This window comes from Synechococcus sp. CC9616 (assembly GCF_000515235.1).
Taxonomy (GTDB): domain Bacteria; phylum Cyanobacteriota; class Cyanobacteriia; order PCC-6307; family Cyanobiaceae; genus Parasynechococcus.
On sequence record NZ_KI911558.1, the window covers coordinates 546328 to 568978 of the forward strand.

The window sequence follows — 22651 nt, forward strand, 5'->3', positions numbered from 1 at the left end:
ATCGGATTACAGCAGAATCTGTCCCGCGGGCGCCGTGACCAGTTTCCTGACCGCAGTCCGCGACGAACAGGAGCACCTGATCCCTGACAGCCGCAGGCTGCGGCTGTTCAGTGGCACCTCCAATCCTGGATTGGCCAGGGAGATCGCGGCCTATCTCGGAGTCCCTGACGGCCCGCGGGTGTGCAAGCGCTTCGCCGATGGTGAGCTCTATGTGCAGATCCAGGAATCGATCCGCGGCTGCGATGTCTTTTTGATCCAGCCCACCTGCGCTCCGGTGAACGATCACCTGATGGAGCTACTGATCATGGTGGATGCCTGCCGTCGAGCTTCGGCACGGCAGGTCACCGCAGTGGTTCCGTACTACGGCTACGCCCGCGCTGATCGCAAGACCGCAGGCCGAGAATCGATCACCGCCAAGCTCACTGCCAATCTGCTGGTGAAGTCCGGCGTGGACCGGGTTCTGGCCATGGATCTCCATTCCGCGCAAATCCAGGGCTATTTCGATATCCCCTGCGACCACATCTATGGCTCACCGGTACTTGTGGATTATCTCTCCACACAAAACCTCGGAGACGTTGTGGTGGTGTCGCCGGATGTGGGCGGTGTCGCCAGGGCCAGGGCGTTTGCCAAGCAGATGAATGATGCTCCCCTGGCGATCATCGACAAGCGGCGGACGGGGCACAACATGGCGGAAAGCCTCACCGTGATCGGAGATGTGTCCGGTCGGACGGCGGTGCTGATCGACGACATGATCGATACCGGCGGCACCATCTGCGCCGGTGCCCGATTGCTGCGCGAGCAGGGCGCCAAGCGTGTGATCGCCTGCGCAACCCATGCGGTGTTTTCCCCACCGGCTGCTGAACGGCTGTCCTCCGATGGACTGTTTGAGCAGGTTGTCGTCACCAATAGCATTCCGATTCCGAAGGACCGCATCTTTCCTCAGCTTCAGGTGCTCTCGGTTGCGAACATGCTCGGGGAGTCGATCTGGCGTATCCACGAAGAAAGTTCCGTCAGCTCGATGTTCCGCTGAAGCGGGATGGACTCTTAAGGGAGCGGGCCGGAGTGTGAGACAGGGCGGGTAAACCCGAGCGAACCTGTCGGAAGCAAGTTTTCCAGTGTGTTGACGGCGTCCTGGTTGAAGTCATCCCTTGGCTTGCTGTCTCTTCTGGTTTTGGTCTCTCCAGTGCAGGCTCAGTCCCGTCTGGATCGCTTGTTGACGTCACGTCGCCCAATGGGGGTTTGGCTCACGAACAGTCCGAGCCCTCTGTACTACGACCGCCAGAGGATCCGCCTGGCCATGGAGCAGCTGCAGGAGGCCGGATTCGATCGTGTTGTGCCGAATGTGTGGAGCCGCGGCACGACGTTTCACAAGAGTGCCTTCGCGCCTCTGGAGCCTCCGCTGAAGAAGGCCGGCGTGTCTTTGGATCCGATCTGCACCCTGGCCAAGGAGGGACGCAAGCGCGGCATCAAGGTGATGCCCTGGTTTGAATACGGGTTGATGGAGCCGGCAAACGCCGAGGTGGTGAAACGCCATCCGGAGTGGGTGCTGGCCAAGGCGAACGGGCAAACCACCATGACCATGCACGGCAGTCACCGCATGGCTTGGCTCAATCCAGCCCACCCCGAGGTGCGAAAGCGTTTCATTGGGCTGGTGGTTGAAACGCTCAGGCGCTGTCCGATGCACGGGTTGCAGCTGGACGATCATTTCGCCTGGCCTGTGCTGTTCGGTTACGACCGCTTCACGACGTCCCTCTATCAGCAGCAGACGGGGGCAGCACCGCCGCGGGATCACACAAATCGCCACTGGATGACCTGGCGGAGGAAACAGCTCACCAGCTTGTTGAGGGAGCTGCGCAGCACCTTGAAGCGGGAGGGCTTACCAAGCAGGATCAGTCTTTCTCCGGGACCTTTCCGGCAGGCCTACAACCTCTGGCTGCAGGACTGGGAACTCTGGGCCATGGGAGAGCTGATCGATGAACTGGTGGTTCAGAACTATGCGTATTCGATCAAGGGATTCGCCCGCGACCTCGACCAGCCAGCCCTTCGCAAAGCGCGGGAGTGGGGCATCCCCACACAGATCGGAATCCTCGCGGGCTTCGGCAAACGAACAACCTCGATGCGGGATCTTCAGGAAAAGGTTCGTCTCTCCCGCCAACGGGGGCACGGGGTGATCTTTTTCTATTGGGAAGGGTTATGGGGCAAACACGTCCCTCAAGCTGCACGGAGCACTCGATACAACGACTTCAGAAGACTGGGCTCCTCAGACTGATTGCAGACGACATGCCAACCGAGGTTGATGAGTTCATCGGGATCCAATCCCGGTGAGTTGTCTGAAGATAAGCAGCAGCATGCAGAGCACTCCGATGATCGGTCCCGGTGGCAGGTCAGCCCAGATCGCTACAACCATGCCGCTGCTGCAGAGCAGTACGCCAGTGAACGCAGAACGCAGCATCAACTGGCGCAGGCTGAGGCTGCGTTCCACGTGCACCAAAACAGGTGCGCAAAGAAGCCCGATTACCAGAATGATTCCAACGGCTGAAATCGCACTGATCACCACAAGAGCCGTGGTGACAATGGTGATGAAGCGGATGCGGGTCACGGGTCGCTTTGCGGCGACGGCTCCATCGGGATCGACACCGAGGAACACCAGGTCGCTGTATGAGCTGATCAGAAGCAGAACCAATGCAGTCGCAGCGATTCCCGTACGGATCAGATCGGCACCGCTGGCCGCCAGCGGATCGCCAAAAAGCAAAGTTTCTAGATCAACGCGGGCCTGAAGCAGGGGCACAAGCAGAACTCCGAGGGCCATGAATCCGGCCAGCACAGTGTTCATGGCCCCTTCTTCGCGGCCCTGGAAGCCTTGATTGAGACGTTCTGCCAACAAAGCTCCCAACAGACCGCTGATCAGGCCTCCGATGGTGGGATCCAACTCAAGGGCAAGGGCGAGAACCAGTCCCGGCAGGACGGAATGCGCCATCAGATTGGCCAGCAGGATCCGTCTTTGCGTGATCAACAGCGATCCAGTTGCGGGACAGATCAGGCCGATCATCAAGGCCAGGATCAGCGGAACCAGCCACCAGAGATCGGTTTCAATCACAACAACTGCTCCCCATCATGCAAGTCATGTCGCTGAGGTGTTCCCTCACTTCAACGGGCGTGCCGCAGGCGCGCACGTTGCCGTCGAGGACGACAACGCGGTCGTAGCTGTCGAGAGCGCTTCCCCAGTCATGACTGCTCACGAGAAGCGTCTGGCCTGAATCAGCCTGCTGACGCATCACATCCAGCAGATGTTCACGGGTGGGTGGATCGATTGCGCTGCAGGGCTCATCCAGCAGCAAAACGCCACTTTGCTGAGTCAGCGCCCGTGCCAAAAGCACCCGTTGCTGCTGACCACCGGAGAGCCGGCTGAGGCGGCGGTTGCGCAGGTTGCTCATGCCAACGCGCTCAAGAATCTGATCAACGTCTTCGTTCCCAGGCCCATGGCGTTTGGGTCCCCTGCCGAGTTTGACCATCTCGAGCACCGTGATGGGAAAGCTCCAGTCGATGGCAGCACGCTGGGGCATCAGGGCGATGCTGGCGAGGCACTGCACACTGCCGCTGCTGGCTTTCAGGCGCCCCTGCAGGAGATGAAGCAGGGTTGATTTGCCGGCACCATTCGGCCCGACCAGTGCCGTAAGCGTTCCCGGTTCGAGTTCCAGACTGACGTTGTCGATCACCGCCCGGTTCTGGTAACCGAAGCAGAGATCATGCGCCTGCAGACCCGTACTAGTAGACGAAGTGATTGTTGTCACAAGGGTCGTTGGTTCACTTCATCATGCGGTCATTTTGGGGTTGCTGCATCGTCGTTGTTCGAGAAAACTGATAATCATTCTCACTTAATGATCGATGTCTGTTTCGGGATGGTTCCGGTTCACTGGGCTGGCCTCCGCAATCGCTTTGGGGGTGGGTACCGCGCCGGTACTCGCCGCTCCCCTCACAGTCGTCGCTGTGGATGGCACCCTCTGCGACCTCACCCGCACTCTGGCTGGGTCATCTGCGCGAGTCACCTGCTTGATTCCCCCGGGGGGTGATCCCCACGGTTATCGACTCAAGCCCAGTGATCGCAAAGCACTCTCCAAGGCCGCTCTAGTGGTGCACATCGGTTTCAATCTCACCCCGGCTGCAAAAAAAATCTCCAGCTCAGGGAAAGTGGTGGCCGTCGGTGAAATTGCCCTCCCTTCCTATCGAGGCAATGACCCCCACGTGTGGCATGACCCCGCGAACTCCGCAGCGATCGTGACGGTGGTGGCCAACAATCTCGCCCCTTTGCTTCCCCCTGGAGAACGAGCAGCTCTTGGGGTGCGGGCCTCAAAAGCCAAGGCCGTTTTGAACGCGCTTGGCAGCTGGGGTTCCGTCCAGTTCTCGTCACTTCCGAAGGCCCGGCGTGTACTGGTGACTGATCATCAGACCTACAGCCATTTAGCCAAGCGCTACGGGCTCAAGGAGATTTCCATGCTGGACAGCTACACCACTGGAGGTGTGCTGCGGCCTTCAAGTCTCAACCGAATCTCCATTGCCGTGAAGGCGTCCGGTGCTCGCATCATCTTCACACCATCGTTGCCTCCGAATAAGACCCTCCGACGGATCAGCAAAAGCACGGGTCTGCCGATTGCGAAATCTCCAATTTATGGAGAAGGCGTCTCGCCGGGAGGCAACGCTGTCACTACAGCGACCGGCAACATCTGCACGATGGTGACCGGACAGGGTGGGCGCTGTGACAAGGCTGCTGCCGCAAAGCTCGCCGCCCGTTGGAAAGCTATTTAAATTGCCGTTGATCCGGCGCATGTCTCTTCTGTCGTTTCGTTCCGTGTCTCGTCCCATGTTCCGTTCCCGCAGCCTGCTTCTGGCTCTGTTTTTGCTCCCTCTGGTCCATACACCAGCTGCTTTTGCCCACGGCAGCCACGGTGGAGGTGGTTCCGACGGCGTGGAAGAAGGGGAATTTGATTTCACGCCGATCGTCACAGTTGAGTGGCATGCCGGATTCGATAACAATCTTGAGGACAATCCAAGGCATGACGCCCTCGATGGTCTGCTTGGAGGTGTTTTTGAGTGGGGCCTCAGCAATGGTGGCAGCCTCACGATCGAGGCGGCGGTTGGTCCCGCTTTGGTGTGGGGTGAGGCGGAGCATTTTTACGGAAAGGTCCACGGTCACGGCGACCACGACGAGCATGGCCATGACGAGCATAGTGATGAGGATCATGACGATCATGCTGACGACGACCACGAGGATCATGACGACCACGAGGATCATGATCATGATCATGATCATGCCGACCATGATGACCACGAGGATCATGTAGACGATGATCATGATGATCACGACGACCATGATGATCACGACGACCACGAAGGTCACGACGATCATGGACATGGTCCGGCTGAATTCAAACGAGCTGATGTGCGCGGCCTCCTGAGCGTTCGTTATGCCCCTAACGATCGACTCAGCTTCACGGTTGATTGGGCGCCCTATTACGTCACCCGTGATCAGGGTGAAGACATCGAGGGTTTAAAGAATGAAGTGGGTGCTGAGGTTCTCTGGGCCCTCGGCGATGGCGATGTTGACTTTGCACTCGGCGATGGCCTGGAGGATGTCGTCGATGGATTGTTCGTCCTCGTCAGACATCGCCAGGGCTGGGAGTCAGATGGGACCTACATCGGCAACTACACCGATCCGCGCGTTGGCTTCGGATTCAACGTCAACGCAGTGAACGTGACCATGGACGCAGGTCCACGCTTTTACGTTCCAGGGAGTTATTCAGGGCTTGATCAGCGAACGGATTTCGCGGCTGAAGTTGGTCTTTCAGTTCCCATCGGTGACGTGACGATGTTTGTGCACTGGCAGCCCACCTACTCCGGTACGGATGCGCCGGGCTGGGGAGTGGGCTGGCAACACCACGTTGGTACGGGTATGTCTTTCAGTTTCTGATCGATAATGTTCAGCGGGATGACGAAAGTCATCCCGCCATCAGCCACTGCGCTTCTTCGACGGCAATCGGCAAGACCTGATTCCAATCGAGAGTTTCCGCGTTGATGAGTCCAACCCGCCCATCGCTCAACTCGGGCTTGGTCAGGGTGATTAAAAGTTGACGACTCACGGGATCGAATTGCATCGGTGTACCCGACTTCAACGTCCAAGGTGATAGAGGACGGCGCTTGAGAACCTTGCCGTCGCCGTCCAGCAACACGATTTCGTGCTCTCCCTTCTTTCCCTGCCAGCGTCCAAGCACGGCCCAGATCCGCTTTCCGCTTCCGTTGCAGGCCACCGCCAGCACCGCCTGATCACCCAATAACAACTCTTGTGGTGCGAGGCCAGGAATCACCAGTTCGATGGAGCGTCGGTAGTCCGGCCAGTGACGAATCAGAACGGCGCGGCCTGAAGCGGCGCAGAACGCTCCCAGTTCGCGGCTTCCCGGCAGCATCTGAGCGGGTTGCCCTGTCTCCGCGAGCGGTTGCAAAGCCAGGCCGTTGTAAGCCGGCACCACCAGCCCACCCCCGGCCGGCAGAAGTTGCAGGGGGCCGGACGCCAGAACATCGAGATCCCGGCGGCTTCCGTCCGAACGGATCAGTTGAATCTCTTCGCTGCCGGGGGTGAAGCCTCCTGTTTGCACGAGAAGGTCGCCGATCAGATTGCTGCTGAGGTGCGCGAACAGCAGGTCCTTGTCCAGAAGTGGTTGTGGTTCTTCGGCCTGTGGAGGGATCAGATCGTCCCGCTGCTGCGCTACCGAGGCGGTGATGAGGCGTTGCATCCAGACCCGCTCCTGCCCTTCGCTGGTGCTGGTAACCATGGCGATTCCCTGGCCATTCCCCAATGGAACAATGTTCTGAATCCCCTCCCATACCGGGCTGATCGGTCGCCAGCGTTGATTGCGGTCCAACAACTGCAGCTGTTCCCCACCCTCAACAACACGGTTGACGAGCAGCCATGGTCTTGGTTCCCACCACAGGGGACGAATTGGTAGGGACTGGCCGCGCCGATCCTGACCGCCGATCTGCAATTCAAGGGGGCCGGTAATCGGCGTTTCTGAATCCAGCACAAGACGCAGCGGATTCGTCTCCCCCAGCCATCGGTGGTTCAGTGGCGGCGTGAGACGACTGGCCACCTGCACGCTTTGCCGCTCCATCGGCCGGCTGAAGCTGAGGTCCAGCGCAGCATTGCCGGAATGGATCGGCTGGGGCAGTTGGTGGATCAAACGCGGTGGGCGCCTCAACATCAGCTGTTGCTGGCCGACAACGATGGCGACGGCTGACGTCAGCAGGATCCAGAGCAGACGTGTCATGGCTCCAGCGGTCGCTCGGGCCTGGGGATCGAGGTGATCGTCTCCGGCACGACCACCGCCGTGCGAACGCCTTGACGCGTCTCCACGGCCATGCGGCCCTGGATGGAAAGCCAGTCGTTGGTTTTGGGATTGGCGTCATCAGGCCATGCCACCGGCAGGCCAGCGGGGGTGGCATCGGCGAGGCAACAGCGCACCGTGAGCCTGGCGATCTGAGGTGGTTCATCCTGACGTTTCAGCACAAAACCACTGATGTTCACCGGATTGCCCTCCACCAGATCCGGGTCTGGTTGAGCGCGCAGCAGGCGCACCCATTCGGTGAGGGTGCGTTGCTCCGGTGGCAGCACAAAGGCGAGATCCGGTGGTTCCGGCAACCCCTCTGGACGGGTGGAAGCGAGATCGCTGAAGGATGGATTCGGTGGAATGGCCAGCACGAGCAGTGCCACCACGGCCCCGGCCAGCCAGGTAAAGGGTGTGCGTTCCCGGCGTCCGATGCTGCGGTGAAACACCACGATGCCAGCGAGGATCAGGGCCACACCGGAGGCGCCGACGAGACTGTGAAAGACGCCGCGCAGCAGCAGATCCAGTCGGCCGGAGTAAACGCTCCAGATCACGATCCAGCCCCAGAGCAGCAGCAGGACTCCGCGATTCATTCCCATCCCCCGCTTATAGCTGCCAAAGATTCACCCACTGGCCGATCAGCAAGACCCCCAGGCTGGCTGCGGTGGCGGTGATTGCGATGGCTTTCGGTGTAAGCAACACAGTGAACAGACCGGCCAGTTTCAGATCCACAACGGGGCCCAGCAGCAGAAAGGCCAGCAGCGCCCCCGGGGTGACCTGGGCAGCGAACCCCAGCGCCAAAAAGGCATCCACGCTGGAGCACACCGACACCACGATCGCCAGCACCATCAGCGCCAGGATTGAGAGCGTTGGGGCACTGCCCACCGCCAGCAACCAGCTGCGGGGCAACCATGTCTGCACCAGGGCTGCGATGACACATCCGAGCACCAGGAGGGCCAGCAGGTCCAGAAATTCCCGACTGCTCTGATCCACAACGCCCCCCAGCGACACCCGCTGGGGAGTTGTTGCGGCTTTGCTGTCCAGAGGTGTTCCGATCAGGCCACTCGATCGATCCAGCAGCCCCAGATTGCTGAGCGGCTGGCTCATCCGCCGTTCACTGAGCAAGGCTCGTTCCAGTAGTTGAGTTTCTGAAAGCTGCGTCAGCAGCAGGCTCAGCAGCACGGCGAGCAGGAAGGCACCGAATGGTCTGGCGAGCAACAGCCAGCGCTGATCGGGAAAGGCTGCCCAGGTACTGGCCAGCACAATCGGATTGAGAACGGGCGCTGCGAACAGAAAACCGAAGGCTGTTCCCAACGGTGCACCACTGGCCAGGAGACGCCGTGCGACTGGAACGTTGCCGCATTCACAGGCAGGTAGAGCAAAGCCCATCAAAGCTCCGGTGATTGGAGCCAAGACAGGGTTCTTCGGCAACCGGTCGATCCAGGCTCCCTGGGGCACCAACCAGCGAGCCAGTCCTGCGATCAGCACTCCAAGCAGCAGGAATGGAAGTGACTCCAGCAGCAAGCCCTGGAAGATGGCCCAGGCGGTGGCCAGTCGGTCGGTGTTCAAAACAATCGAATGGCGTCAGGGGCGATGGTCTGGCATGGGGCTTATCGCATGAAACGGTGGTTGCTCACCCTATTGATGGCCTGGGCGTTGCTCCTAAGTGGGGCGACGTCTCGGTCTCCACAGAGCAAGCCCCGAAGTGATCAAGACAATGGATAGAACGCCAAGAACAATGGAATAGATGGGCTGCAAGTTGATCGGACCAAAGCGACCGGAGTGAATCTTCAGCAGCCAGAAGGCATCGATCCCCAGTTCTAGAAGCAGGCTGTAAAGCGACCCAGTTAGGGCCGTGATCAGCAGGGGTGCAGCCGCGATAGGCACGATCAGCCTGTGAAGTTGGCGTGCCTTCACTGACGTCTCAGAGCGCGATGGAGATCGGCTTCGTCCTGACAGGGCATCCACTTGCCGTTGTTTTCGTGGCTTCCCTTGCAATTGAGTTCTTTGGCACGGGCATCAGCTTCCGACTGAGTTGCAAACATGCCTTTGCCGTGGGCTTCGACGCGGTCTGGGGTCAGGCACAACATTGCAAGAACAAAGAAGCGAAGGACGAATCCCATGGCCGGCATAGTTCTTACCCAACTTTAGAAACCTGGTGCTTGCGCTGCCGAGGACTCATCGCAGCGTCAACCCCTGATACGAGTCGTAGATCGTTGGCGTTCCATTGGTTTGCAGCGCGATCACCTCATACCGATCGCCAGCCACGTTGGGGGCTTCCATCCCTGGAGATCCCAGAGGCATGCCGGGTACGGCAAGACCCGTGATCTCTGGCATCTCACGCAGGAGACGTTGCACGGATTGAACCGGCACGTGGCCCTCCAGGACATATCCCTCAACAAAGGCTGTATGACAGGACGCCAGCTCTGGGGGCACTCCTTCGGCCTGTTTGAGGGTGTCCAGATTGTCCTTCACATGATCAATCACGTTGAATCCACTGGATGCCATGGCGTTGCCCCATTTGGTGCAACAGAGGCAACTTGCTTCTCTGTAGAGGTGTAGGTCTGGGCCAGAACCCTTCGGGTGGGGATCGAGCGTTGCTGAACCACCATGGCTTCCGCCGTGGGACCAAGCGTTGGATGCCACAACAAGAATTCCGAGACAGGCCGTTAGAAAAAATCGGATCACAGACATCTCGCACCTGTCCATCTTCTAGCTAGCCCGATCGGCAGGCTGACGCTGTGGTGACGTTGCTGGTCAGGCTGCGAACCGCTTCAGTTCCTTCAGATCGGCAAGCTCATCACGCCACTCCTGCACCCATTGGTCCTGGCTGCGTTTGTAGAGATTTTGAAGCGCATTGACGGCTTTCTCCTGATAGTCGATACGAAGATCGAGCAACGGAAAAGCAGAGGTTCCGCTCACTTGAACCGCCGCAGAGGTGGCTTGTTCTGAGCGGTGATCGCCCCCTGCATCCTCACCGGCCTGCAAGGCATGGATCAGGCGACGACCGAGTTTCCACTTTGGGTCACAACTGAAAAATGCCTGCTTCATGCAAAGCAGGATGTCGTTGTTCACCAGGCAGTTCCCGGCGATGGAGAGATCCTGCTCACAAAGGTGAGCAGCAGAGTCCATGCATGCTTCGCCCGTCCATCCCGTCGTGGCCCCTGTGGCATCGATCAGATGAAACTGACGCCGATCACGGTCTGGGTCGTCGATCAACAAACTGTCGAGAACAGAGCGTGCATCAACGCCCTGCTCCAGGCGCTCAAGACCACAGATGCCGAGATAAGGATTTGTGTGCGCCTGTGTGGCGACAGCGCCAATACCGGAGCGGATGTGCGGAACAGTCGAACCAACAGCAAGATGAAAACTTGCGACTGCAACACCGAACCGGCCGTTGCTTGGATCCCTGGCGATGATCGAAAAGGTCACAGGGTTCGATCGAGCCGCAGAAGGGTGTCCAGCAGAACCTGCGTGCCTGCCTCGCAGTGAGACGCCTCGGTGAACTCCCCTGCGGAATGACTCAGGCCATCACGACTGGGGACGAAGATCATTCCCATTGGCCAACGGCGTCCGATTTCCTGGGCATCGTGGCTGGCCCGACTGGGGAGCGACGAAGTCTTCAGTCCCAAAGCCCCGGCGGAGGCCGTAATGGCCTGTTTGACGGTTTGATCAGCAGGGGTGGGAGCGACGTCGAACTGGGGGTCGAGACGAATCGCACAGCCACTGCTTTCACCGATTCGCTCCAAGGCGTTCATCAGGGTGTTGGAGAGCTGGTCGAGTACGGATGAATCAAGATCTCTCAGGTCCACGGTGAGCTGGACAGAACCGGGGACGACATTGGCGGCGTTGGGCCAAACCTGAAGTCGACCAACCGTCGCCACGGGATCGCCTGGATGCTCAACGGCCATCTGTTCAACAGCCAGCACAACACGGGCTGCAGCGGCGAGTGCATCGAGTCGATCGTTCATCGGCGTGGTGCCCGCATGATTGGCTTGCCCTTCGATCACAACGGTGAACCGCTTCTGACCAACCACACCGTCAACCGTGCCGATGACATCGCCTCGCTGTTCCAGGACGCCGCCCTGCTCCACGTGGAGCTCAACGAAAGCAGCGATCGCATCGTCAGAACGCCGTGCGGAGGCGAGATTGCTCCAGTCGCCTCCGATCATTGAGAGGTTGTCTTGGATCGGCTTGCCGTTGCTGGTGACAAAGCTGCTGGGATCGCACGAAGCAGTTCCACTCATGCCTTTGCAGCCCACCATCGTGGACTCCTCATCAGCGAAGGCGATCACCTCGAATGGGTGTTGAAGTGAACGCCCCCTTCTGTGGAGGGTGCGGGCAATTTCAAGCCCGGCCAAAACGCCGAGAACACCGTCGTAACGGCCGCCTGTCGGCACCGTGTCGATGTGGGATCCGGTTACCAGGGCCGGCAACCCTGGGACGGCACCTTCCAAGCGACCAATCAGGTTGCCGGCGGTGTCGATCCGAACCTCGAGACCGGCATCCTTCATCCAGCCTGAAAGGAGAATCCTTGCTTCAACATCTTGTTCCGTGAACCCTCTGCGGCAGACACTCCCATCCGGGTTGGTGCCGATTGCTGCCATGCGATCGAGGCCTGCATTGAGGCGAACTCCATCAACCCGCAACAATTCTGTTTCAAGTGACTGATGCAGATCAGTTGGACGGGAAACAGAAAGCTGTGGCGACAACGAAAAAACTCATAAGTATTACTTACAAGATTCGCTGTAAAACCAATTCTCACCTGTAGCAGGAGTGACGGTTTTCGCTTCGACAGATGAATACTTCCTTAGAGGCTCCTGACGACTGCTGTCAGGTCAGACTGATGCTGAATTCAAGCGGGAACGGGAACCTTCCATCCCAGCTCTTCGGCCATCTCACGCGCCTGAGCCGGCACATCAGCGGCCACGAACATGCGATGAAGCATCTGCACACCCAGCAGATGGTTGATCAGGGCATCCATCTGCACCCGTTCCGCGTCCGATGTGAGTGGGTCCTGGTGTCGTTCAAATAGCGTGCGAACCCCATCGGCATCGAGAACACCGGACGCTTCAATCGCTTCGTCACTCAGGTACTCATCCGCAAGCTTGAGCATCTGTTCCCACTTTTCTGGTTCCGTGTGGGCTGGAGGGGCCATGAAGGCAAATTTCTCGCGTCGGTAGAGAACCTCTGGCAAGAGTCCAGCCATCGCCTCTCGCAGAACGTACTTCTCAGTTTTCCCTTTGATCCGCAACTCCGGTGGAACCTGAACCGCCGCTGCCGCGAGGTGGTGGTCCAGAAAGGCAGGCCGGGCTTCCATGGAGTTGGCCATATCGACCCGATCGCCGCCCCAGGTGAGGATTTGGCCCTCCAACATCGTTTTGATCCAGACGTACTGGGCTTTATCGAGGGCGTGGCGTCCCTCGAGCTGCTCCGGATCGAGCTGCTCGGCGATGGCACGACCGGGCGAGTAGTCCGTGAGGGCATCGCGGTGCTGTTTCGCCAGCAGTGCCGGTACGTGCGGAGCACAGGCGAGCCATGGCTGCAGACAGCTCGGGGTGAAGCCCACCACCGAATCAATGTCCGGATCATCAATCTGATCCGCCGAGAGCATCGCTCCCTGGACGAGGGCATTGGACTGCTGCAGGAGTTCCTCCCAGGCGTTTTTCTCCTGATCCGGAAGCGCATCAAGACCATGCAGAAACATGTCCCTGCGGAAGGCTGGGTAGCCGCCGAACAGTTCGTCTGATCCCTCACCGGTCATCACCACTTTGTAGTCGACCGAATTGACATGACGACTCATCAGGTATTTGGCCACGGCCAGGGTGTTGTAAATCGTCCGCTCGGTGTGCCAGAGCGTTTGCTCCATATGGCCGTAGAGCTCCTTGCCCGATAGGCGCATCACATCCTGCTGAGCACCTGTGGACTCAGCCATCTCCTGTGCAATCGGCGACTCGTCGTAGCGGTTGTCATCAAATCCGATCGTGAACGCCTTCACCGGGTTCTGGCTGACAGCAGATGCAAGGCCGAGGATCGAACAACTATCGATCCCACCCGAGAGATAACAGCCAACGGGAACGTCGGCGACCATGCGCAGCTCAACCGCCTCAAGCAATGCGCTGCGTATTGCAGCCACGTGGTGGGCTTCGTCAAGGTTGTGATCGCGCTCCTCCTGTTTGGGGAAGTCGATGTCCCAGTACTTCCACTCAGAAACGTCGAGCCCACTGGCGGAACGCTGGATCTTCACCACGTGGCCGGGTTGCACCTGATGAACACCGGCAAATGCCGTCGACCCCGGCACCATCGTTTGCATGAGCTGGTGGAAGAGTCCGTCGGAGGTGAAACGCCTCTCCACAGCGGGATGGGCGAACAGCACTTTCAGCTCCGAGCCAAACACCAGCCCCTGCGGCGTGAGGCTCCAGTACTGCGGTTTGACCCCGAAGCGATCACGCACGAGATAGAGGCAGTCTTCTTGTCGATCAAACAGAGCGAATGCAAACTCCCCCCGCAGCAAAGGAAGCGTTTTTTCCAGTCCCTGCTGTTGATACAGACGCAGGAGGATCTCGGAATCGCTCTTGGTTTGAAAGCGCACGCCACGGGCGGTGAGATCGGCGCGAATGCGTTGAAAGTCGTAAAACTCACCGTTGTGAGCCATCAAAACCTGGCTGTCATCGGTGAGAAATGGCTGCCGAGCTCGGTTCTCATCGAGATCGATGATCGACAGGCGGGCATGGCAGAAGCCGACCCCAGCATCGTCGAGGGTTTCCACACCGAAGCCGTCCGGCCCCCGGTGGGCCTGGATCGCGGCCATGTTCACCAGCAGCTGTGGATCAATCCGCTGGTTTGCCTGTGGGCTGAGAACGCCTCCGATTCCACACATGGTTTCTTCCTCAGATCACGTCCATCACGCGGTCGGCCCTGTCCACCATGCAGGTGAGCAGAGCCATGCGTAGGAAGACGGCACCCCGCGCCTGACTGAAGTACCAGTTGTGGGGAGTGTCATCCAGACAGGTGCTCAGTTCAGGCCCCCGTGCCAGGGGATGCAGCACGATGGATCCCTCCTTGAACGGCAGATCGCTGGTGAGGCGGAAGCGGTTGCCATGCACTTCATAGCTATCGCCCACCCAGGCAATGGCATTGATGTAGGTGACATCGAGTTGCGGTAACTCGGCTTGCAGGTCTCCGCTGATCCGAATGTTGAGCCCTGCGGCCTCCAGCTGTTCCAGTTCACCGGGCTCAAACAGGGTGTCGGCCGGATCCGCCTGATCGTCATGGATGACCACGATCTCCGCCAAGATTCCTGGAAATTTCGAGAGGATCCTCAGCAACGAGCGCACCGTTCGCATCTTGGAGGGAACGCCAACGACGCCAATTCGAATCCTGTCGGCGGGGTCCACATCCGGCAAGGCAAGACGCGGACGCCACTTGAGGATGGTGTAGAGATCGGCCATCGCCTGGGTTGGATGTTCATCGATGCCATTGCCGGCATTGATGATCGGTATCCGCAGAGAGCCGGTCATCTTGTAAATAGCGCTGGGATCGCTGTCCCTCAACACGACGCAATCGCCGTAGTTGTTGAACATGTGCGCCACGTCCTCTAGCGACTCGCCTTTGGCAATGCCCGTGGTGCTGCGATCGGTGATGTTGATCGAATTACCACCGAGACGGTGCCAGGCACTGTCAAACGACAGCCGGGTTCGGGTGCTCGGTTCGTAGAAGGCGTTGATCAGGATCTTGCCCGTCAGGGGCGTGTTGTGACGGATATAGCGGTCTGGGTTGCTTTCGTACTTGGCTGCCAGGCGGAACAACTGCAGCAGGGTTTCGGGCCCGAACGGCATGATCGAAACGACATGTTGATCGATCAGATCGAGCAGAGCCTCGCCATGCTCTTCGATGGTGCCGAGCAGAAGCTGCGGCTGGGTGCGGCCGAACACATCAGGTCCCAGTGGTGCGAATCGAATCGGGGAGTTGTCCCGCTCGAGCACACAGGAATCGACTTGGCGCATAAGCATTCCGTCGTAACGATCAGCGCATCAGGCTCATCGTTCCAAGCGGATGAAGTGTCTTCATTCACCGTTAATCAGACATGGGCACCTACGTCCACTTTTTGTGGCCTTCTTTACCAAATCAACCAATATTTTGTATCGAAGCAGCCACTTTTTCACGCAAAACGTTCGTGATGAACCGTTTGATTGGTGCTCACCACACTCTGCCGTTGCGGAATTCGATCCACCAGATCAGCAGCAAGGTCAGCACCGACACGGCAAGGATCACCTGACTGCCCGCCACGATCCACTGGAACAGCGATTCATCCGCGATCAAGGTCGTCATGAGTGGTCTCATGCCTCATCTCCTGCGCTGAGTTGGCTCCACTGGAATGATTCCGGCTGACACAAGCTCCAACCTGCCATCACAGCAGCAGAAACAGCTGCTGAAAAGACGGCGGCGCAGTAAGGCGCAATCAGGTTGTAAGCCAACAACCCCACCACACTCCCAGCGACCATGGAGACGATCGCTCCATGGCGGTTGGCACTTGTCCAGTACAAGCCGCAGGCCACCGGCCAGATGGTTGATGCCACAAGCGCTCCTGTGAAGAACAGGACGCTGGCCAGGGAATCGAGTCGGGGCCAGGACAAAGCCAATGTGGCCACAGCGAGGCCGACGATGATCCAGCGGGTGGCCAGCTTCAACTGGGCGTCGCTGGCCTGGGGGCGCAACAAGTGCAGAAAGACATCCTCAGCCAGCAAATCGGCGGTCGAGGCCAGCAGGGAATCGAGCGTGGAGGTGAGCGACGCGAACACCACCACAAACACCAAGGCGGCGCCACCAGCACCCAGGAGATCCGCTGCCATCACGGGAAACACCATGTTCACCTGGGGCAAATCCAGGTTGCGGGCCAGGGCGACGAGCCCGATCGATCCCGTAACCAAGGGCACGCTCATCCATGCCAATCCCCCCAGCAGGAAAGACGGCATCACGACGGATCGGCGGCTTGCAAAAACCCGCGACCACCAGATGTTGTTGTGGAACACCTCCCCCATTGAAAACAGAGCTGAGTTCCAAGCGATCAGGAGGCCAGCCGGCAACAGCAGATTGAGGTGATCGGGGTGGTTGCTTCTGAGTTCGGCGTGTACTTCCGGAATCGGAAACTGACGGAAGGCCAGAACCGCCACGAGCAACAGTAAGCCCATGATCAGAAGCGATTGGATGAAGTCGGTTCCGATCACGGCTCGCATGCCGCCATACAGGGTGTAAACCGTGGACACTCCGATCACCACAAGCATTCCCAGGCGGTAGTCGAATCCAGACAGGGACTCGAGAAGAATCCCTGCTCCCATGGCCTGGGTCATCAGGAAGCCCAACGTGTAGATGGCCGTGATCACCATGAAAATCACCCAGGTGATGCGGCCATAGCGCAATCGGATGAAATCTCCGCTGGTGCGTCCCTTGGGCATCAGCTCCTTGATCCGGAGGGCCAAGGGCGCGAACAGAATCAGGCCGAGCCCTGCCAGGGCGTAGCTGAACATGCCCCAGAGCCCTGTTTTGTATCCGAACTCCGGGGCCAGCAGGGTGGTGTTGCCCGTCACCCAGGACGCCATCAGGGTTGCTGTGCTGAGCGACAGGCCAATGTTCCGTCCAGCCAGCATGTAGTCGTCGGCATCTCCACGGCCTTGGCGACCCCAGGCCACGCCAAGGGCGATCCAAAGCACGGAAAAGGCCACCACCAGGAACCAGGCGATGCCGGGAGCGAGAAACGGAGTCGTTGCGAGCAAAGGCATCGAATCAACCCACCTCGCCACGTTGGTTGCGGCGTTGCCTCAAATGTCCATTCAGGATCATCGCGGCGGTGGCCAAGGTCACCACTGCACCGATGGCAAAGATGACGGAGGCCCAAAGCATGTCACTCACCCGAATTCTCTCGACAGACAACCTTCAACAGATAGCCCATGGGCTTCCCTGTGGCGTTCTGGAAGGGGCGTGACACTGCAGGCGATGAACACCATTTGGCCATGAACATCATGTGGCCATGAACATCATTCATTTGCATCGGGATGATCTCTGGCTGGATCACAACACCGTGTTGATCGGAGATCGACGTTTTCAGCACATTCGTGAGGTTCTGAAAGCTTCTGTTGGCGACACCGTTCGTGTTGGCTTGCTCGGAGGGGACCTAGGGGGAGGACGGATTGAACACGTCGACACCAACGCAATTCGGCTGCATGTTGAGTTGGATCAATCCCCACCCCAGCGTCACCGCTTCGACATTGTGCTGGCGCTGCCGCGACCAAAAATGTTGCGCCGGATTTTTCGCACAGTTGCTGAATTCGGCGTAGCGAATCTGCATCTCATTAATAGTGCCCGGGTTGAAAAAAGTTATTGGCAAAGCCCATTGCTGAGGCCCGACAAGATTTCTGAGGCGCTACTGGCTGGGATGGAACGTTCGCGCGACACCGTGGCACCTGTGGTGCATCAACACGCCTTATTTCGTCCGTTCGTTGAGGACCAGCTCAAGACGTTGTGTGCTGGACGCCCTTGCTGGATAGCGGCAATCGGTGCCAGGAAGGCTCTGAGCAACGCTGCATCAGCGCCTGCCGTCGTGATGATCGGCCCAGAAGGTGGTTTTGTTCCTTTTGAGATTGAACTTGTGCAGCGTGTTATCGCCGAACCCGTCCATCTGGGTTCTAGAATCTTGAGTGTAGATACGGCGTTGACGAGTGTCCTGGCCCTGGGTGGATGATTGATTGAAGGACCAGCAAGCCACAACCAAATACTTTTGGTTAGCTGAGGACTGGGTCGCTCTGAGCGGCTGTTGATACGGATTGTTCGCTATCAGCGGCTGTTGATGCGGATCGTTCGCTTTTTTTTGGCTATCGCGCCCGTGGAGTATCGCTGGGTTTTAAAAATTGAAGTGTTCACTTTTTCATGAATGAGCCTTTCAAACGCTGCCAAACGCTACGACTATTTCTGGGAAGGGACATTTAAAGCTGAAAAGCATTCGGCCAAGAGCAACAAAACAGCCCTGCTTGTTGGCTGGGGCGGAAACGATACCTTGGACGGCGCCAACAAATACGACAAGCTTGCAGGGGCATGACGGAAATGATCAACTCGACGGTGGTAAAGGCAATGACAAGCTCGATGGTGACGATGGCAAGAATGTCTTCACGGGTGGGAAAGGCAAGGATGTTTTTGTCATCGATGATGATGATGGGTTTGTGACAATCACCGATTTCAACGGTAAAAAAGATAAGCTCGAAATTGATGATGATTATGAGTTTCTTGAAGACTTCAAGAAAAAGGTCGTCGACGGGAATATGGAGATCCGTCTTGATGATGAACTCGTCGACCAGCTTGATGGAGTCACAGAGTTGACCAGCAAGATGATTATCTGGGAATAGATTTTACCATAAAAATTTGCTCAAACCTGGTCGCAATGACCAGGTTTTTTTTATGGCTTAGTAACGGCATCGAGTGCACCACCCTGTAATTTGAAAAGCTCAAGTGGTGCTCTACGTGATGTCCCTCACGCCTACGAGCCCTCGCAGTGTTCAACAGCCTTGAGATAATTGAGCATCCCAGGAGAGCGTCCGCCCTGCGGATTGATATCAGCACGCATGGCGATCTGTCGATCGATGCAGCGGTTGTAGCGGTGGTTTTTTACAGCCTGAGGGATCAGCAAAATGGCAATTGCCAATAGGCTCAGACTGCTTAATGCTTTGAGGACATTGGCTCTGATTAATGTCGCCGGGTCATTCATCGATTGTTTGATTGTTCAAAGTGGTTGATCAACGGCTCTAATGATTGAGCTTGATGACGCATCCCATACCTCTTTGATTCTATTTGTGTTGGACGTTTGATTGGTTGAATGACGACCCAATATGCGTTTACCGGAGCGAGCCAAACCCTCGCACACCAAGTTTCTCGGTGACATTGTGAAATTCAAGATGATCATTGCCTGGGTCGTAGAGCGTGTATGCCGCTCCCGCGATCAACCAGGTTGTGCCCATGGCTGCTTGCTGGAGACAAGAGAATCATGCCCCCACAAGTGGGAATGATTCTCATTCGATGGCTTTAGATCTTGCCTGTCCACTCCCTCGCCTCACCTACGGGGTTTGGAGGGACAGGACTGTCTTTTCGTCGTTGGCAGAAGCGGCCCGACCGAGGCGTGAACCTTGGCCCACCTCTTGACTCAGTAGCCCTTGAAGGGTGTGGAGGAGTGATGAACAACGATGCGCAGTGCTCCGTTGTCGTCACGCAGATAGCCAAAGGTTTTGTCCACCTTGCTCTTCGTTCCATCAGCGGCTTCGAAATGCACCCAGCCCATGGCATTGGCGGTATCGCCGAAGCTCTGGACGACAAAAATCTCGGGAACACATTTCACCCAGGGGCTGCGATTGTCGCCGGGGGTGCCAATGCCGAACCCGGAATCATTGAAGGCCGGGTCTCCTCCTACGAAATAGGACAAGGCGCCACTGCGCGTCTCACGAAACGTTGTGTCGCCGTTTGCCCAGGTTGGCTTGAAGGCCACAGGACCAAACTGGTAGCCGTAGGCCGCGTCGATGATCTCCCCTGCTAGCGGCTTGGATTTCGAGATTCCGCCGTCATTGTGGGCTTTGCTGATGGCCAGGAGGGCATCACACCATCCGTTCTGAGCCGCTTTCACTTCCGTGACGGTGATGTTGTCTGCCATCACGGCGGGTTTCGCATCGGCGGCGATGGCACCGGAAACGAGTGTTGCCAGTGATCCTGTAGTCGCAACAGCGAACATGATGGGCTTCAACATTCCAGGAAATTCAGTCTTCTCAACAAACTGAACTGTTGATGAGACATCGCATCTCTTTCACTGAAAAAATTCGGTTTTGCTCAGATCTGATTGGCCTGATTGAGATGAAGATCTCCTGAAATCATTGCGATGCGTTTGGGTGAGGTCTGGTCATGGTGAATCATTCCTCTCCTTAGCTTGTTGGGATGAGGAACAGCGCCATGGACGGGACGGTTGGGTCAGATCAGCAGCCTTCGCACGTGGTTGTGGTGGGCGCCGGCTGGGGGGGATGGGGGGCCGCCAAGGCGCTCTGCGAAGCCGGGGTGCGCGTGACCCTGATCGATGGGATGGCTGATCCCAGTGGCCGTAAGCCGATCACCACCCGCAGCGGCAAGCCATTTGAAGCTGGTACCCGAGGCTTCTGGAAGGACTACCCCAACATCAATGCGCTCAGCGATGAGCTGGGACTTGGCGCGATTTACACCGAGTTCACCACCAGTGCCTTCTGGTCGCCGGATGGGCTGGAGGCCACCGCACCGGTATTCGGGGATGCCCCGCAGCTGCCCAGTCCTGTGGGTCAGGTTCTGGCCACGGTGAAGAACTTCAAGCGTCTGCCGGTGCCGGACAGGCTCAGCATTGCCGGCCTGCTCTACGCGATGCTCGATCTCAACCGCAGCGATGCGGTGTACAGGCACTACGACGCGATCGATGCGTTGACGCTGTTTAAACAGCTCCGCATCAGTGATCGCATGATCGATGATTTCCTGCGGCCCACGCTGCTGGTGGGACTGTTCAAGCCGCCTGAGGAGCTCTCAGCGGCGGTGACCATGGAGTTGCTTTATTACTACGCCCTGGCTCACCAGGATTCCTTTGATGTTCGTTGGATTCGCTCGAAGAGCATCGCCGAACAGCTGATCGCACCGCTCAGTGAGCGTTTGTGTGAACGCCATCAGCTTGAACTGATGGGCGGCACCCTGGCGACAAAACTGATCGTGTCATCCGATGGCAGGACCATCGCTTCGCTTGAGACCCGCAATCTGAAGACGGGCAGCACCGCTGTGCTCTACGACGTGGACGCGGTGGTGCTAGCGGTGGGTGCCAGGGGTATGGGCGCCTTGATGGCGCAGTCGCCGGAATGCGGCGCGCTGGCACCGGAACTGGTGCAGGCCGGCACGCTTGGTTCGATCGATGTGGTGTCGCTGCGTTTGTGGCTGGATCGCTACGTGCCCGTTGCCGATCCAGCCAATGTTTTCTCGCGCTTCAGTGCGCTGCGCGGCGCGGGGGCCACTTTTTTCATGCTCGATCAACTGCAGAAGGAGAGCGAGCCAGACCTTTGGGGTGATCAGCCGGTGCAGGGTTCGGTGATTGCGAGCGACTTCTACAACGCCACAGCGATCGCTGAACTCAGTGATCAGCAGATCGTCGACTGCCTGATGCAGGATCTGTTGCCGAAGGCGCAGCCCGGCTTCGGCGATGCCCGAGTGGTGGATCAGGAGGTGCGCCGTTATCCAGGTTCGGTGTCCCTGTTCTCCCCTGGCAGCTTCAGCAAGCGACCACCGCTGGAGACGTCTCTCGCTTCCGTTGTCTGCGCTGGCGACTGGGTGAGGATGGGCGAGAGGGAACACGGCGCCAAGGGGTTGTGCCAGGAACGTGCCTACGTGTGTGGTCTGGAAGCGGGCAACTCGCTGCTGCGGCGAGGCATCGTGCGCGGTGAAGGCATGCCTAGTAGGGCGCAGCATCCCGTGATTCCGATCCGGGCTGATGAACCACAGGTGCTGCTGGGTCGCGCCCTCAACAAATTGGTCATGGATCCTCTCGAGACCCTCGGTATCGACTGGCCTTGGCTAGCCGGCTGAAGCAGTTTGCGGCAGCTGATGACCAAGCAAAATTTGCCGTGAGGCTTTCAGATGCCAAGACAGAACGCTTTTGAAGAGTCGATGAAATCGTGCTGAGGCTTTGCTGAAAGTCATTGACAGCACTGATGCAGTGATGCGGAGATGAAAAAGTCATCTGCTGTGTTGTGAATGGCTATTTACCTGTTGGCTGCTCTGGCGGCGGCTTCGATTCTTCCGGCCCAGGCTCAATGGGATCCACATACTGACCCTGGCCGCTGCATGAAAATGGCCGGATACATCACAGTTGGCGACAGCACGGTTTGCGTTGGTCGATCTGCCAGCGCAGTGGTTTTATCTGCACCAGCTGATGAAATCGCTGGAGCATCGGATTCAACTGATTCAATTCAATTGGCGGGTTTACCGCCGCTCTCTGAGGCCTTGCGGTTTTGCGACACGCTCCACGATGACGCCGACGACTACAGCACCCGCATGTATTGCCGCGAGAGTACGAAGGAAGATCGCTATCCAGCAGTGAAGGCGGCCCTGGAAGCCAATCCCGACAGCATCCACGTTAAACGCTGCATCAATGGCGCCATCCGCAAGGCCAGCAAGTCTTCATCCACGCGGGGATTCAACGCCAGCGATGCCCGGGGCTGCATTAGCCGTGGCGTGCAATAGTCCAA

General features: G+C 58.1%; 25 protein-coding genes. 9 read left to right on the plus strand and 16 right to left on the minus strand.

The annotated features are described in order from the left end of the window. Positions 1-34 precede the first annotated feature (34 nt). A complete protein-coding gene (locus SYN9616_RS0103295; protein ID WP_028951850.1) occupies positions 35-1030 on the plus strand; it encodes a ribose-phosphate pyrophosphokinase in 996 nt (331 codons plus the stop codon). Between the two features lie 201 nt (positions 1031-1231). Continuing rightward, a complete protein-coding gene (locus SYN9616_RS0103300) occupies positions 1232-2269 on the plus strand; it encodes a glycoside hydrolase family 10 protein (protein WP_084218383.1) in 1038 nt (345 codons plus the stop codon). Between the two features lie 33 nt (positions 2270-2302). Here the strand turns inward: SYN9616_RS0103300 and SYN9616_RS0103305 are convergent, their stop codons facing one another. Both SYN9616_RS0103305 and SYN9616_RS0103310 read right to left on the minus strand, forming a co-directional pair. Then, a complete protein-coding gene (locus tag SYN9616_RS0103305) occupies positions 2303-3097 on the minus strand; it encodes a metal ABC transporter permease (protein ID WP_028951852.1) in 795 nt (264 codons plus the stop codon). Further along, a complete protein-coding gene (locus SYN9616_RS0103310; RefSeq protein ID WP_369791917.1) occupies positions 3090-3791 on the minus strand; it encodes a metal ABC transporter ATP-binding protein in 702 nt (233 codons plus the stop codon). Before SYN9616_RS0103310 ends, SYN9616_RS0103305 begins: the two co-directional genes overlap by 8 nt. 94 nt (positions 3792-3885) lie before the next feature. Between SYN9616_RS0103310 and SYN9616_RS0103315 the strand changes: the two genes are divergently transcribed. Continuing rightward, positions 3886-4803 (plus strand): metal ABC transporter solute-binding protein, Zn/Mn family, encoded by a 918-nt coding sequence (locus SYN9616_RS0103315; protein ID WP_028951854.1) that lies wholly within the window; start codon positions 3886-3888, stop codon positions 4801-4803. Positions 4804-4858: 55 nt separating this feature from the next. Beyond that, on the plus strand, positions 4859-5965 hold the full coding sequence (locus tag SYN9616_RS0103320; RefSeq protein WP_028951855.1) for a hypothetical protein: 1107 nt from the start codon (positions 4859-4861) through the stop codon (positions 5963-5965). 28 nt (positions 5966-5993) lie between these two features. Here SYN9616_RS0103320 and SYN9616_RS0103325 read toward each other — a convergent pair whose 3' ends face one another. The 12 genes from SYN9616_RS0103325 to SYN9616_RS0103380 form a co-directional block, all read right to left on the minus strand. Continuing rightward, the gene (locus SYN9616_RS0103325; protein WP_028951856.1) at positions 5994-7316 is read right to left on the minus strand and encodes a hypothetical protein; all 1323 of its coding nucleotides are present in this window, start codon (positions 7314-7316) and stop codon (positions 5994-5996) included. Beyond that, positions 7313-7966 (minus strand): TIGR03943 family protein, encoded by a 654-nt coding sequence (locus SYN9616_RS0103330; protein ID WP_028951857.1) that lies wholly within the window; start codon positions 7964-7966, stop codon positions 7313-7315. Before SYN9616_RS0103330 ends, SYN9616_RS0103325 begins: the two co-directional genes overlap by 4 nt. 13 nt (positions 7967-7979) lie before the next feature. Beyond that, positions 7980-8942, minus strand: coding sequence for a permease (locus SYN9616_RS0103335; protein WP_037990634.1), 963 nt, complete (start codon positions 8940-8942; stop codon positions 7980-7982). A 93-nt stretch (positions 8943-9035) separates the two neighbouring features. Further along, positions 9036-9260, minus strand: coding sequence for a hypothetical protein (locus SYN9616_RS0103340; RefSeq protein ID WP_232199971.1), 225 nt, complete (start codon positions 9258-9260; stop codon positions 9036-9038). A 26-nt stretch (positions 9261-9286) separates the two neighbouring features. Continuing rightward, positions 9287-9496, minus strand: a complete 210-nt coding sequence (locus SYN9616_RS0103345) for a DUF3721 domain-containing protein (RefSeq protein ID WP_028951860.1) — start codon at positions 9494-9496, stop codon at positions 9287-9289. A 55-nt stretch (positions 9497-9551) separates the two neighbouring features. Beyond that, on the minus strand, positions 9552-10067 hold the full coding sequence (locus tag SYN9616_RS0103350; protein WP_028951861.1) for a DUF411 domain-containing protein: 516 nt from the start codon (positions 10065-10067) through the stop codon (positions 9552-9554). Between the two features lie 63 nt (positions 10068-10130). Then, a complete protein-coding gene (locus SYN9616_RS0103355; RefSeq protein WP_028951862.1) occupies positions 10131-10805 on the minus strand; it encodes a DUF1028 domain-containing protein in 675 nt (224 codons plus the stop codon). Beyond that, positions 10802-12049, minus strand: coding sequence for a Zn-dependent hydrolase (locus SYN9616_RS0103360; RefSeq protein ID WP_051411073.1), 1248 nt, complete (start codon positions 12047-12049; stop codon positions 10802-10804). The genes SYN9616_RS0103355 and SYN9616_RS0103360 overlap by 4 nt, the downstream gene beginning before the upstream one ends. Positions 12050-12228: 179 nt before the next feature. Beyond that, entirely contained in the window at positions 12229-14253 is a 2025-nt protein-coding gene (gene asnB / locus SYN9616_RS0103365; protein WP_028951864.1) for an asparagine synthase (glutamine-hydrolyzing), read from the minus strand. 10 nt (positions 14254-14263) lie between these two features. Further along, positions 14264-15379: an aspartate carbamoyltransferase gene (locus SYN9616_RS0103370; protein ID WP_028951865.1), complete on the minus strand. Its 1116-nt coding sequence runs from the start codon at positions 15377-15379 to the stop codon at positions 14264-14266. Positions 15380-15572: 193 nt separating this feature from the next. Next, positions 15573-15704 carry a hypothetical protein gene (locus tag SYN9616_RS18065; protein WP_255326787.1) on the minus strand — a complete coding sequence of 44 codons (132 nt, stop codon included), beginning with the start codon at positions 15702-15704 and terminating at the stop codon, positions 15573-15575. An 8-nt stretch (positions 15705-15712) separates the two neighbouring features. Beyond that, positions 15713-17152 (minus strand): sodium:solute symporter family protein, encoded by a 1440-nt coding sequence (locus SYN9616_RS0103380; RefSeq protein ID WP_028951866.1) that lies wholly within the window; start codon positions 17150-17152, stop codon positions 15713-15715. 248 nt (positions 17153-17400) lie between these two features. On the opposite strand from SYN9616_RS0103380, the gene SYN9616_RS0103390 reads away from it, so the two are divergent. The 3 genes from SYN9616_RS0103390 (at position 17401) to SYN9616_RS18145 (ending at position 18769) form a co-directional block, all read left to right on the plus strand. Next, positions 17401-18111, plus strand: a complete 711-nt coding sequence (locus SYN9616_RS0103390; protein ID WP_028951867.1) for a 16S rRNA (uracil(1498)-N(3))-methyltransferase — start codon at positions 17401-17403, stop codon at positions 18109-18111. Between the two features lie 189 nt (positions 18112-18300). Next, positions 18301-18465, plus strand: coding sequence for a hypothetical protein (locus tag SYN9616_RS18140; protein WP_156918648.1), 165 nt, complete (start codon positions 18301-18303; stop codon positions 18463-18465). After that, on the plus strand, positions 18452-18769 hold the full coding sequence (locus tag SYN9616_RS18145; protein WP_028951868.1) for a hypothetical protein: 318 nt from the start codon (positions 18452-18454) through the stop codon (positions 18767-18769). Before SYN9616_RS18140 ends, SYN9616_RS18145 begins: the two co-directional genes overlap by 14 nt. 131 nt (positions 18770-18900) lie before the next feature. Here the strand turns inward: SYN9616_RS18145 and SYN9616_RS0103405 are convergent, their stop codons facing one another. After that, complete coding sequence (locus tag SYN9616_RS0103405; protein WP_028951869.1) at positions 18901-19128, minus strand: hypothetical protein; 228 nt, start codon at positions 19126-19128, stop codon at positions 18901-18903. 432 nt (positions 19129-19560) lie between these two features. Beyond that, positions 19561-20139, minus strand: coding sequence for a hypothetical protein (locus SYN9616_RS0103415; protein WP_028951870.1), 579 nt, complete (start codon positions 20137-20139; stop codon positions 19561-19563). Between the two features lie 215 nt (positions 20140-20354). Here SYN9616_RS0103415 and SYN9616_RS0103425 point away from each other — a divergent pair, with 215 nt between their 5' ends. Next, positions 20355-21989, plus strand: a complete 1635-nt coding sequence (locus SYN9616_RS0103425; RefSeq protein ID WP_028951871.1) for an FAD-dependent oxidoreductase — start codon at positions 20355-20357, stop codon at positions 21987-21989. A 168-nt stretch (positions 21990-22157) separates the two neighbouring features. Continuing rightward, entirely contained in the window at positions 22158-22646 is a 489-nt protein-coding gene (locus SYN9616_RS0103435; protein ID WP_028951872.1) for a hypothetical protein, read from the plus strand. Positions 22647-22651: the final 5 nt, after the last annotated feature.